Consider the following 12,370-nt stretch of genomic DNA (forward strand, 5'->3'; position numbering starts at 1 on the left):
CTAAGGTTACTAAAAACGGCAAAATAGCGTTAAAATACGCAGCCGGAACGAAGAGGATGCGCTGGATTTCATCGCGTCTCGAATCAAAAAGACACCGGTATCAATACCGGTAATTGGGAAGGGAAGTGGGAATGATTAAATCTGGATCGCGCGAATTTAGCAAAAATGCGACGAAATTCTTGTCGGCGGTGTCACTGAGCGTTTTGGCAGTAGGCACAGCCCATGCACAGGACGCCGCAGCCGAAAATGCTGCCGCTGAAACTGCACCTGCAGAAGAAGGTGATGCAATTGTTGTCACCGGTTTCCGTGCTTCGCTGGAAGCTGCGTTGAACCTGAAGCGCGATTCCGTCGCTGCAGTCGACGCGATTGTGGCCGAAGACATTGCAAAATTCCCTGACCAAAACCTTGCGGAATCGCTTCAGCGTATTCCCGGCATTTCGATCAGCCGTGATGGCGGCGAAGGCCGGTCGATCACGGTTCGTGGTCTCTCGTCGCAGTTCACACGCGTACGCGTTAACGGCATGGAGACCATTGCGACCTCGACAGACGGCGCTTCTGCAAACCGCGACCGTGCTTTCGATTTCAACGTATTTGCATCGGAACTCTTCAGCAGCCTTGTGGTTCGTAAAACAGCCGAAGCATCGCTGGACGAAGGTTCGCTGGGTGCGGTTGTCGACCTGAATACCGGCAATCCTTTGGCTGGCCGTGCTGGTCTTAACGGTGCGCTCTCGGTTGTGGGGTCGTACAATGATCTGGCGAAAGACCTTGGACCGCGCCTTGCCGGTTTGCTGAGCTGGCGCAATGATGCCGGTACGCTCGGTGCGTCGATTTCGGCCGCTTATTCGAAAACCAGCACATTGGAACTTGGCAATAATTCGGTCCGTTGGGCGCAGGCGCGTTTCGACGGTGTCGACGCAACCAATTGCTTCACCACCGCGAACAGCGGCGGAACCTATGTCCCAAGCACCGCTTGTGACCGTGCAGCGACGACATTCCACCCGCGTATTCCGCGTTACGGTGAAGTTGCCCACGATCGTGAGCGCTTGGGCCTGACCGGTTCGGTGCAATATTCGCCAAGCGACGCAACCAAGCTTTCGATCGACGCCCTATTTTCAAAATATGATGCGTCACGTGAAGAGCAATGGGGCGAAGTATTGCTGCGCTCCAACGAGCGTTCCATCAATGTCGTGAATCCCGTTTACGACGCCAACAACAACATGATTGCGGCGACCTTGAATGATGCATGGGTGCGTACCGAGCATTATCTGCGTGAATCGCAAACCAAATTTTATCAGGTTGGCGGCACATGGGATCAGGACGTTACCGACAATTTGCGTTTCACCGCATTGGGTGGCGTGTCAAAATCAAACGCCGATATCCCGGTTGAAACGACGGTCATTTTCGACGACCGTGATGCGCAGGGCTATAGCTATGACTATAGGGACATGGCGCGTCCAAAGCTGACCTTTGGAACCAGCGTCATGGATCCTGCAAACTTCCAGCTTGCAGAAATCCGTGACCGGCCTTCGAACGTGACCAACCGCTTCAAAACTGCACAGTTGCGGACCGAGTGGGATGTCAGTGAGAATATCACGTTGAAGGCGGGTGCCGTATGGCGCCGGTTCAACTTCGATGCCGAAGCCTACACCCGTGATACCGCTGTTTGCGGTAACGGCGGCACAAGCTTGGTAACTAGCACAGCGGGCACAATCACTTGCTCGGCAAGCAGCCTGTTTGGGCCAACAGCGATTTATGGTTTTGCAGTTACGCCCGCTTTGTCGCAATCGTTCAGCCTGGGTAACGCAGGTCAGCCAGTTGGAAACACAAATGGCTGGATCGTACCTAATCTCGATGCAGCAACCGCGTTCACTGGTTTGTACAGCCGTACGCCAGCAAATGATGCCGGCAACATCCGCGGCGTTCAAGAAACGACCAAGGGTGCTTATCTGCAAGCGGACGCCAAGGGCGATGTCCTTGGAATTGAATATGCACTGAATGCAGGTATTCGTTATGCGAAGACCGACCAGTCTTCATATGGCCTCGTCAGCGGCGTCACCGCGACCGTCACCCGTAGCTATGACGACTGGTTGCCATCGGCAAACCTCGCTTTGTACCCAACCGAAAGCACAATTGTGCGCTTTGCGGTTGCAGACGTGATGACGCGCCCAACGCTGGGTTCGTTGACACCAGGTGGTTCGGCGGACGGATTTAACTACCGCGTAACCAGCGGTAACCCGTTCCTTGCTCCATTCCGCGCTACAAATTACGATCTGTCGCTTGAGTGGTATTTTGCGCCTCAGGCTGTGTTGTCACTCGCCGTGTTCCAAAAGGATGTCAGCACATTCACGCAATCGGCGTCGATTACCGGCGCAACATTTGCGCAAACCGGCTTGCCAGCATCGGTGCTCAGCCCCGCATCACCAGCAGCTTTGAACCCGGCGCAACAGCTTGAACCACGTTGGACGCTGGCTACCACCGTCAATGGTTCCGGTGCGAAACTGAAGGGCATCGAACTCGCTGCGCAAATTCCGTTCAGCGCGTTCACAGATGGCATGCTTTCCAACTTCGGCATCCTTGCAAACGCCACGTTCATTGACTCGAACGCGAGCTTCAATGTCCAAGGCCCTGCAATTGCCCCAGGTGGTGCTTTGCAGAATGCGGTTATCAGCAATACGCTGGGCAATGTCACCAAAAAGGCATTTAACGGCACGCTCTATTATGATGATGGCAAGTTCAGTGCCCGCGGGATGTTGAGCTATCGTGGTCGCTATCATGAAGGCGCAAGCGGCACAGGCAACATTTTGGAAGGTTATGGCGCAACCACCAACTTTGACGCCTCTGTCCGTTACAAGCTCACCGAGTGGATGGAAGTATCTGTAGAAGGCAACAACTTGCTGGATACCTATCGCTACCGGTTCACCGACTTTGATGCGGACCGCAATTATGAGAACAACCATTTTGGCCGGACCATCCTGTTTGGTGCACGCTTCAAAATGTAATCTGCGGATTGTCTAAAACGTAAAAATGGGGCCAGTCATTGCAATGCGTGACTGGCCCTTTTTTATGTGAATAACAATCTGCCCAAGGCCGTATGTGACTGGGCTATCTCGCGCGCGGATCAATCACTTTAGATATGAGGTAATATGACTTTCGACAGACGCACAGTCATGGCACTCGCCGCCGCCGGTATGGCAGGAACGGCGTTTGGACAAACACCACCTCCGGGCTCTAATGTGCCAGTGCCGCGCGGGCTGTATCAGCCCACCGAAACCATTGACCTTTGGCCCGATGGCGCGCCCGGTGCGCCAGCGAAGCTTTTGGTTGAAACGGTGAACGAACGTTCAACCGATGCCCAACTGACCGACCGCGCCGTATTCGGGATCAGCCGTCCGCGCATGGTCGTATTCCGGCCAAGCCAGCCAAATGGGGCCGCTGTCCTGATCACACCGGGCGGTGGCTATCGCTGGGTCGTCGTGGACAAAGAAGGCTATGAAATGGGTCGCTGGCTTGCAGCCCGCGGCTACACGGTGTTTGTGTTATTCTATCGGCTGCCGGGCGAAGGCTGGGCGGCAGGACCTGATGTCGGCTTGTCCGACGCGCAGCGGGCGATGCGCCTGATCCGCTCGCGTGCCGCAACCTATGGCATCGACCCCGCACGCGTTGGCGCGATGGGTTTTTCCGCCGGCGGCCATCTATGTGCCGACCTTGCAACACGCTTTGACGTGAAGACATATGAACCCGTCGATGATGCCGATGCGCTGTCGGCGCGTCCCTTTATTGCGGCGCCGATCTATCCCGTTATTGCTATGCAGGCACCCAATGCGCACGCCGGTAGCCGTGAAAAGCTTCTTGGGACTGCACCGAAGGCTGCGGCGGAAAAGCGGCTAAGCCCGCATATGAATGTGCCGGATAACGCCCCGCCGTTCTTCTTGCTGCATGCGGAGGATGACGATGCTGTGCCCGTTGAAAATAGCTATCTGATGCGTGCGGCATTGCGGAGCAAAGGCATTTTGACCGAAACCCATGTCTTTGCCCATGGCGGACACGGCTTTGGCTTACGAAAGGCCATAGGGAAGCCCGTGGAGACTTGGCCTGACCTTTTCCTGGGCTTTGCCCGATCACAAGGGTTTTAGGCGCTAGCTGACGCCCAATATACGTTGCAGAAGCCACATGACGGCTATGGTGCCGATGGCATAAGCGCTGAACCGATGGAGCCGTGCAGCATAAAGCGCATTAAACCGCCGGAGCAGGGATAGGACGAGCATCGCCGCGCAAACGATAAGGATTTGGCCCGCTTCGACGCCCAGGTTGAACGTCAGCAACGCCATGGGGACTTCACCTTGCGGCAGTCCGATCTCGGCCAGTGCACCCGCAAAGCCAAAGCCATGCAGCAAGCCGAAGAGGAAGGCGACAACCCATGGAATGCGTTCCGAAAGGCGCGGCGCGCTGGGGTCGCGTTTAACAACCTCGACCGCCAAAAAGACGATGGACAAAGCAATCGCTGCCTCGACCGGCGGCCCCGGCACGCTGATCAGCTCAAGCGTTGTTGCCACCAATGTCAGCGAATGCGCGATTGTGAAGGCGGTGACGGTTCCGGCCACACGCCAGGCGCCATTGAGCAGCAGCACGAGGCACAGCACAAACAACAGATGGTCATAGCCCATCAGGATATGTTCAACGCCTGTGATGAAATATGTGCGGGCAACCTGCCACCTATCCGGCCGTTGCGCTATCGTCGCTTGGGGATTCGACGGTGTAAGCCGCGCAGCCTGCGTTATGCCGCGTGCAGACTGATAGCGCAGCAGCGCGTCAGCAGCCATATTCTCCATACCGTCCAGACGGACCGCGCGACCCGCCAACGGCGCTTTGCAATTGATAACCCAACGCACCAAAAGTGCCGCGCTGTCGATGCTGCGTTCAGGGGGTGTCGAAACACAATCGTTCGGAAATGTGGGTGTTACCCCCGTTGCGAGACCCGGCTTGATGGGTGCTTTCCACGTGACATCATATTGGTGCGCATTTGGCGCGCTACCAACCCGCTCGCGCAATTCCAAATAGCCGGGTTGCAAATCATCGGCGCGTGCGGGCGAGAGGCAGGCCGCCAGCATGATCAAAAGAAGCAGCCGGAATATCATGGCTTGGCAATGCGAATGTCATATCCGTCAAGCAACGCCTGATATGCGGCGGCTTCACGCTTGCTTTGGGTCTCGGCGCGCCAGTCGTTTGATACGCGCTGCCGGATAGCTGACAAGGCTGGCGTCCCTGCTGCAATGACTTTGCGGACGCGGACGGCGTGCCAGCCAAAGCCTGAGCGCACCGGGCCAGACCATTTTCCTTGTGGGGCATTCCGCAGACTATTGGCAAAATCATCGCCAAACTGCCGCGATACGCTGTCCCACTCGGCGTCTTCCATACTTTGGGGAACGCTCAATGCTTGCGCGGGCGGTGTTTTTCCTTGGAGGAGCATCCGCATAGAATTTTGCGCCACATTTTCATCTTCGCCCAAAAACTGCTGGTCAAAACTGAACGCGGGTTGCGCAGCATAAAGGGATTTTTTGGTGTCGTAATACCGTTGGAGCTCGGCATCGGTTGGTTCCATATTCTGGATTTCAGCGGTCGCCAGAAACTCCATTTTGGCGCGCAAACGGCGTCGGATAATCGGGTCGTCCACGTCAAGCCCAAGCCGCATAGCCTCGCGGACGTACACTTCTTCTTTGATGTAATCGCGGATCAGGCTGTCGAGTTGCTGCGCGCTCGGCGGGCGCTGCCACGTCTGTTCCCATTGGGATGCAAGCCGCGCGACTTCCTCTTCGTTGATCGTAATGCTTCGGTCCAGACTGTCGGAGGAACCGAACTGGCTCATCAGCAGGAATAGCACTGAACCTGCGGCCAAAAAATGTACCAGCGGCTCTCGAATGAAACGGCGCACCTTAATATCCTTCATAAAATAGCGACCCCCCGACCTGGGCGTTCCACCATGATCATTGGCGATTCGCCTTCCGGCGTTTTATACGCGGCAGAAATAGCTGCACGGACTTTATCGACGCGGGCCGCTGGCATGACCGCGACACAGGCGCCACCAAAGCCGCCACCCGTCATCCGTGCGCCGCCCTCGGGACCAATCGCGCGTTGCAACAGCGCGACCAATTCATCAATGGCGGGAACGGTAATCTCGAAATCGTCGCGCATCGATGCGTGGCTTTGCGCCATTAGCGCCCCAAGCGTGGTCAGATCGTTTCTCGCAAGCGCGTCCGCTGCATCCAAAGTCCGTTGGTTCTCAGTAATCACATGGCGTGCCCGTGACGTCGTGACGGCATCAAGCCCTGCCGCCGCGAGCATGTCGAGGTCCGCATCGCGCAACGCGGCGACACCCATCGCTTTGGCGGCGGCCTCACATTGGCCGCGTCGTTCGTTGTAATGCCCGTCGACGAGGCCACGTGTGACGCCGGAATGGACAATCATGATGGCAATATCATCGGGTACGGGTGCATCTGTCAGCGCAAGGCTTCGGCAATCGATCAAGAGCGCATGGCCGGCTTTGCCTTGGGCGGAAATGAGCTGGTCCATGATGCCGCATTTTGTGCCTACAAAGTCGCGTTCCGCACTTTGCGCGATTTGCGCGAGGCGGCTGTGGTCAATCTCGATATCGGCCAGAGCGAGCATGGCCTTGCCGACAGCGACCTCAAGCGAGGCCGATGACGATAGGCCTGCGCCTTTGGGCACATTGCCCGCGATGGCAATGTTCGCGCCGGTAAGCGCATGCCCCGCATGTTGCAGGGCCATGATCATGCCGCGAATATAATCGGCCCATGGCTGGTCCGCATTGCGTTGTATGGGGTGTTTGAGGTTGAACGCATCCACCGCGTTGTCAAAGTCCACCGCAACAACATGCACGGCGTTATCGTCACGCCGGCTGGCGGCAACCATCGTCGACGGGCCAATGGCGCAGGGTAGGACAAACCCGTCATTATAGTCGGTATGCTCGCCGATCAGGTTCACCCGTCCGGGCGCGCGGGCCACCAGATCAGGCGCTGACCCAAATCCTTGGGCAAAGGCCGCACTGACCTTGTCATATAGCACCTTGTCGAGCGGCGTCATGCTTTGGCCCGGTAATGGATTTTGCTTTGCGCGCGCAATTGTTCGGCCGCCGCTTCGGGTGTCAGGTCACGCTGCGCTTCGGCCAGCATCTCATATCCCACCATGAACTTGCGCACACTCGCGGAACGCAGCAGGGGCGGATAGAAATGGGCATGCAGTTGCCAGTGCGGGGCGTCCGGTGTTGCGCTTGGCGCGCCATGCCACCCCATCGAATATGGGAAGCTTGTCTGGAACAGATTGTCGTAAGCGGTCGTGAGCGCCTTTAGGATGTCGGCCAAGTCTTGGCGCTGTGCGGAGGTCAGCGCACTTAGCCGCTGTACAGCAAAACGCGGGAGCAGGAGGATCTCGAAAGGCCAGCTTGCCCAATAAGGTACCACCGCAATCCATCGATCATTCATGGCAACAGTACGCGCACCGTCCGCTGCCTCTTGTGCGGCATAAGTCAGCAGCATCGCGCTGTGGTGTTTGTCGAAATATTCGGCCTGCGTTTCGTCCTCACGCGCGGGTTCGGCGGGGACATAATCGGTCGCCCATATTTGCCCGTGCGGGTGCGGGCTTGAACAGCCCATCATCGCGCCTTTGTTTTCAAAGACCTGCACATAGGCATGGTTGGCCGACAGCTCGGCTTCCAGCGCCGCCCAATTGTCGACGACGGCCGCGATCTCGGCCACGGGCATTTCGGGCAACGTCTTTCCATGGTCCGGGGAGAAACAGATGACCCGGCATGTGCCATGGGCAGGTGCTGCACGAAACAAAGCGTTGTCCTCGCCCGCTTCGTCGCGGTCTCCCGGCATCAGCGCGGCAAAGTCATTGTCGAAAATGAAGACATGTTTGTAATCGGGGTTGTGTACCCCGCCAGCGCGTTCATTGCCGGGGCACAAATAGCAGTTCGCGTCATGGCTTGGCCGCATTGCATTATCTGGCCTGTCCTGTTGCCCCTGCCATGGACGGTTCGCCCTATGCGGCGACACCAAAATCCATTCGTTTTTCAGCGGATTGAAACGGCGGTGGGGCTGTTCACTAAACCGCATCGGGCAAGGTCCAATCAATCGGAGGCTGACCCTTGCTAGTCAGAAAGGCATTGCATTGCGAGAAATGTTTGCAGCCCAGAAAACCGTTATAGGCGGACAAGGGCGATGGATGCGCAGCCTTCAGCACCAAATGGCGGCTGGCATCGACATTGGCCGCTTTCTTATGGGCATAGGCACCCCACAGCATGAACACGACCGGTTCTGGCTTGTCATTCACGAGCCCAACAATCGCGTCGGTAAACTGCTCCCATCCTTTCCGGCTATGCGAAGCGGCCTTGGCCATTTCCACCGTCAGGACGCTGTTCAACAACAGCACGCCTTGTTTTGCCCAATGCTCCAAAAAGCCATGGGACGGGCGGCGTATGCCGAGATCGCTCTCCAGTTCCTTGTAAATGTTCACAAGGCTTGGCGGCGGCCGGACACCCGGCGGCACGCTGAAGCTCAGCCCATGGGCTTGGCCCGGGCCGTGATAGGGATCTTGCCCCAAAATGACGACCCGCACCTGATCGAGCGGGGTCAGTTCAAGCGCACGAAACCATGCGGATCGTTCCGGGTATATCGTTTTGCCGGCCGCCCGCTCTGCCTCCAAAAACCGTGCAAGTGCAGCCATGCCTCCGCTTGCCAGTGCCGCGCTTAAGGGTGCTTCCCAGCCATTAGGTATGGAAAGGCCGCTCATTCTGCCTTTGGCGGGGCAGTCAGCAAATCGGTCCAAGCCTTGACCTCTTTCGATGTCGCTGGCCCAAGCAGCTCCATAGCGTGGCGCAGCCGTTCACGAATGATGTCGCGGCCCAGATGCGTGATGGCGTCAAACAATGGCACGCCCTGCGCGCTGCCGGTTATGGCCAGATAGAATGGCCGGATAACATCCTTCAACTTGGCATCCAGAACTTCGGCGGTGCGGCGCAATGTTCCCTCAACACCGTCCCGGTGCCATTCGATCATCCCGTCAAACTGCTGCAGCGCTATCGTGTAGGCCGCGCGTTGCGCATCCTGTTCCAGCTTCACGCCATCGCGCAGCCGCTCAAGCGTCATGCCTTCGATGCGGTTCATGAAGAACATGGCGGTAAGCCCACCAAGATCCGACATTTTGGTGATCCGCGCCTGCGCCATTTCGGCGATGGGCGTCAGATAGCTGTCATTCAATGCCCATGCTTTTACGGCGTCCAGAAACTCGGAAACGCTCAATTCTTCACGCAGATAACGGCCATTCAGCCAGTCCAGTTTAGACGTGTCGAACACGGGGCCACCGAGCGATATGTTGTGCACGTCAAATTCGTCGATAAGCGTTTGCAGCGAGGTTTTTTCATCTTCTTCGCTTGCGGATTTAATGAACAGCCCAAGAAAGTTCTGCATCGCCTGCGGCAAATAACCTGCGCGCTGATAATATAAGATGCTCGTCGGGTTTTTCCGCTTTGACAGCTTTGATTTGTCGGCATTGCGCAGCAACGGCAAATGCGTGAGCACTGGCGGTTCCCAGCCGAAATATTGATATAGCAACAAATGCTTTGGCGCCGACGAAATCCACTCTTCGCCGCGCATGACATGCGTGATGCCCATCAGATGGTCATCGACGACATTCGCCAGATGATAGGTCGGCAATCCGTCTGATTTCATCAGGACCTGCATATCGACCACCGAATATTCAAACTCGATCTCGCCGCGCAATGTGTCCTGAACGATGCATGTGCCGGTCGTCGGGATTTTCATGCGGACAACATGCGGCACGCCGTCTGCGTCGAGCTTCGCGCAGTCGTCGGCCGTCAATGAAAGGCAGGTGCCGTCATATTTCGGCGGCAACTTCGCCGCCATTTGGGCCGCACGCGAGGCGCTGAGCTTTTCAGGCGTGCAATAGCATTTGAACGCATGGCCATCAGCCAGCAGGCGGTCGCAATGTTCGGTGTAGATCGCGCTACGTTCCGACTGGCGATAGGGCCCGTGCGGTCCGCCAACATCCGGACCTTCATCCCAGCTAAGCCCAAGCCAGCGGAGTGATTCCAGAATCATTTTTTCCGATTGCGGCGTTGACCGCACTTGATCGGTATCCTCAATCCGCAGCAGGAATTGCCCGCCATGCTTCTTGGCAAAGCAATAGTTGATGAGCGCGATATAGGCGGTGCCGACGTGCGGATCGCCAGTGGGTGATGGAGCTACCCGGGTACGAACGGGACGGGTGATGGCATTCATGTTCAGTGCTTCTTTCAATCTCGGTTTGGCGGTCCTCTATCAAGCCCCGCCATGCTTGTCATCTTCGCGCTGCAATTGCGAAAGGGCGATATGTGCGTTGGATTAAATCGGGCTAGGGTAAAGTCTGCCTAGCGCAAAGCCGATAACAGGCGTAGCTGATTGACCAATGACGCTTATTTCCCCCCGCTTGCTCTCGCTTGGAACCGCTGTGCCGCCGCATCGCATTACGCAAGATCAGGTCTTGTCGATATTGGCGCAGGCCAAAGGTCACGCGTTACCGGCACGCATGGCGGATATTCTGGGCAATACCGGCATTGATCAGCGGCATATTGCGATGCCGCCTGAATATTATTTTGCACCGCGCTCGTGGGCCGGTCGCGCAGCGGTATATGCCGACGCTGCAGCAGTTCTGTTTGAAGCCGCTACGGTACAAGCACTTGATCGTGCAGGCGTCAACGCCGCCGACATCGGTCAGATTGTGTTTGTGTCAACCACTGGAACCATGACGCCAAGCCTGCCGAGCCGGATGATCGCGAAAATGGGCTTTGCGCCCGACACGCGGTGCGTGCCCTTATTTGGCTATGGCTGCGCGGGCGGGGTCATTGGCCTTGGCGTTGCTGCAGACCTGTTCCGCGCCAATCCGGACAAGCCCGTCCTGCTCGTAAGTCTTGAGCTGTGCAGCATTGCCTATGACCATGCGCGGATGGACAAAAAAGATATGGTTGCGCTTGCCCTTTTTGCCGATGGCTGCGCGGCGACGGTGATCGGGGCAGGGCCCGGCCCAGCGCTTTCCGCCTTTGCCAGCCATGTGTGGCCCGACACGCTGGATATGATGGGCTGGGAAATTGGCGACACGGGCTTTGATCTGGTGCTTGCGCGCGACATTCCTGTGTTCGTGAACGGCCATTTTGCGCCTGTCTGCGACGCATTTTTGGCGCGGCAAGGTCTTGAGAAGTCCGAGATGGCTGAGCCTGCCTGTCACCCGGGCGGCGGCCGCGTTGTTGATGCGCTTGCGGACTATCTGGGTGATGATTTGGCTACGACCCGTTCGGTGCTGCGGGCGCATGGCAATATGAGCTCGCCAACGGTGCTGTTTGTGTTGGAAGCGTTGTTGGCGGCTGGACCGATTGCAAAGCCAACCTTGTTAACGGCGCTTGGTCCGGGATTTGTCGGTGCGATGGGAGTTCTCACGCCATGATGCTGTTGGATTGGCCACTTTGGGCACAGGCGGTCTTTGCCTATGTCATCATACAGCGGCTTGCCGAGCTTGCCTATGCCAACGCCAATACGCGGCGTTTGCTGGCCGAAGGCGGGCGTGAGCATGGGGCAAAGCATTATCCGTTGTTCATATTGCTGCACAGCGGTTGGCTTGTGTCGATTGCGCTGTTTGCGGAACCGACAGCAGGGCCGAACCTGCTATTGCTCAACGCGTTCGTCGCCAGCCAGACATTCCGTTTCTGGACGCTGGCAAGCATTGGCCGGTGGTGGACGACCCGCATCATCAGTGCACCGCATTTCCCGCGGGTGAAGCGTGGGCCATATCGCTTTATCAAGCACCCAAATTACGCATTGGTGGTCGTGGAAATCGCGCTGCTGCCGCTCCTGCTTGGCGCACCTGCCATGGCGCTGACGTTTTCGATATTGAACGCTGCGTTATTGTGGTGGCGGATCCGGATTGAAAATGCCGTGCTGGGCGAACGTGTGGGCACTACTTGACCCGACCGCCTGCTGGCGCTAATGGCGCGCCTTCCCATGGCCAGAGGACCGATTCTCTTTGGCCATTTGGGAAGAACTCAGAATAGCAGCACATTGTGTGATCGGCCGGGTGGGCCAAAGGCTGAGCCTCCACCGCAAAATACGGCTGCCCACCCAAAGTAACCGCTTTAAACAAGGTGAAGATATGCCAACGATTAACCAGCTGGTCCGCAAGGGCCGGACCCCGCAGAAGACCAAGTCCAAGGTCCCTGCGATGGACCAAAATCCACAGAAGCGCGGCGTTTGCACCCGCGTTTACACAACGACCCCGAAAAAGCCGAACTCGGCTTTGCGTAAGGTTG

10 protein-coding genes and 1 pseudogene are annotated in these 12,370 nt (G+C 57.2%); 5 read left to right on the top strand and 6 right to left on the bottom strand.

Annotated features, from left to right (window positions below; genetic code table 11):
- The first annotated feature begins 131 nt into the window (after window positions 1-131).
- The gene (locus tag ACIQ0G_RS07020; RefSeq protein WP_397577284.1) at window positions 132-2,999 is read left to right on the top strand and encodes a TonB-dependent receptor; all 2,868 of its coding nucleotides are present in this window, start codon (window positions 132-134) and stop codon (window positions 2,997-2,999) included.
- A 144-nt stretch (window positions 3,000-3,143) separates the two neighbouring features.
- The gene (locus ACIQ0G_RS07025) at window positions 3,144-4,133 is read left to right on the top strand and encodes an alpha/beta hydrolase (protein WP_397577285.1); all 990 of its coding nucleotides are present in this window, start codon (window positions 3,144-3,146) and stop codon (window positions 4,131-4,133) included.
- Between the two features lie 3 nt (window positions 4,134-4,136).
- On the opposite strand, the gene ACIQ0G_RS07030 is transcribed toward ACIQ0G_RS07025, so the two are convergent.
- From ACIQ0G_RS07030 to gltX, 6 genes are read right to left on the bottom strand one after another with little or no spacing between them, the layout of a single operon-like run.
- Complete coding sequence (locus tag ACIQ0G_RS07030) at window positions 4,137-5,135, bottom strand: HupE/UreJ family protein (protein WP_397577286.1); 999 nt, start codon at window positions 5,133-5,135, stop codon at window positions 4,137-4,139.
- Window positions 5,132-5,944, bottom strand: coding sequence for a peptidyl-prolyl cis-trans isomerase (locus tag ACIQ0G_RS07035; protein WP_397577287.1), 813 nt, complete (start codon window positions 5,942-5,944; stop codon window positions 5,132-5,134). The genes ACIQ0G_RS07030 and ACIQ0G_RS07035 overlap by 4 nt, the downstream gene beginning before the upstream one ends.
- Window positions 5,941-7,098, bottom strand: coding sequence for a galactokinase (gene galK, locus ACIQ0G_RS07040; protein WP_397577288.1), 1,158 nt, complete (start codon window positions 7,096-7,098; stop codon window positions 5,941-5,943). Before galK ends, ACIQ0G_RS07035 begins: the two co-directional genes overlap by 4 nt.
- Window positions 7,095-8,129: a UDP-glucose--hexose-1-phosphate uridylyltransferase gene (locus ACIQ0G_RS07045; protein WP_397577289.1), complete on the bottom strand. Its 1,035-nt coding sequence runs from the start codon at window positions 8,127-8,129 to the stop codon at window positions 7,095-7,097. Before ACIQ0G_RS07045 ends, galK begins: the two co-directional genes overlap by 4 nt.
- On the bottom strand, window positions 8,119-8,805 hold the full coding sequence (ung, locus tag ACIQ0G_RS07050; RefSeq protein WP_397577290.1) for a uracil-DNA glycosylase: 687 nt from the start codon (window positions 8,803-8,805) through the stop codon (window positions 8,119-8,121). Before ung ends, ACIQ0G_RS07045 begins: the two co-directional genes overlap by 11 nt.
- A complete protein-coding gene (gene gltX / locus ACIQ0G_RS07055) occupies window positions 8,802-10,313 on the bottom strand; it encodes a glutamate--tRNA ligase (RefSeq protein ID WP_397577291.1) in 1,512 nt (503 codons plus the stop codon). Before gltX ends, ung begins: the two co-directional genes overlap by 4 nt.
- 166 nt (window positions 10,314-10,479) lie before the next feature.
- Here gltX and ACIQ0G_RS07060 point away from each other — a divergent pair, with 166 nt between their 5' ends.
- The 3 genes and pseudogenes from ACIQ0G_RS07060 to rpsL all read left to right on the top strand — a co-directional run.
- On the top strand, window positions 10,480-11,511 hold the full coding sequence (locus ACIQ0G_RS07060) for a type III polyketide synthase (RefSeq protein ID WP_397577292.1): 1,032 nt from the start codon (window positions 10,480-10,482) through the stop codon (window positions 11,509-11,511).
- Window positions 11,508-12,029 carry an isoprenylcysteine carboxyl methyltransferase family protein gene (locus ACIQ0G_RS07065; protein ID WP_397577293.1) on the top strand — a complete coding sequence of 174 codons (522 nt, stop codon included), beginning with the start codon at window positions 11,508-11,510 and terminating at the stop codon, window positions 12,027-12,029. Before ACIQ0G_RS07060 ends, ACIQ0G_RS07065 begins: the two co-directional genes overlap by 4 nt.
- A 184-nt stretch (window positions 12,030-12,213) precedes the next feature.
- Window positions 12,214-12,370, top strand: a pseudogene (gene rpsL / locus ACIQ0G_RS07070) (30S ribosomal protein S12); the annotation flags it as partial.

Origin of the sequence: Sphingorhabdus sp. (assembly GCF_044354325.1) — a bacterium.
Lineage (GTDB): Bacteria > Pseudomonadota > Alphaproteobacteria > Sphingomonadales > Sphingomonadaceae > Sphingorhabdus_B.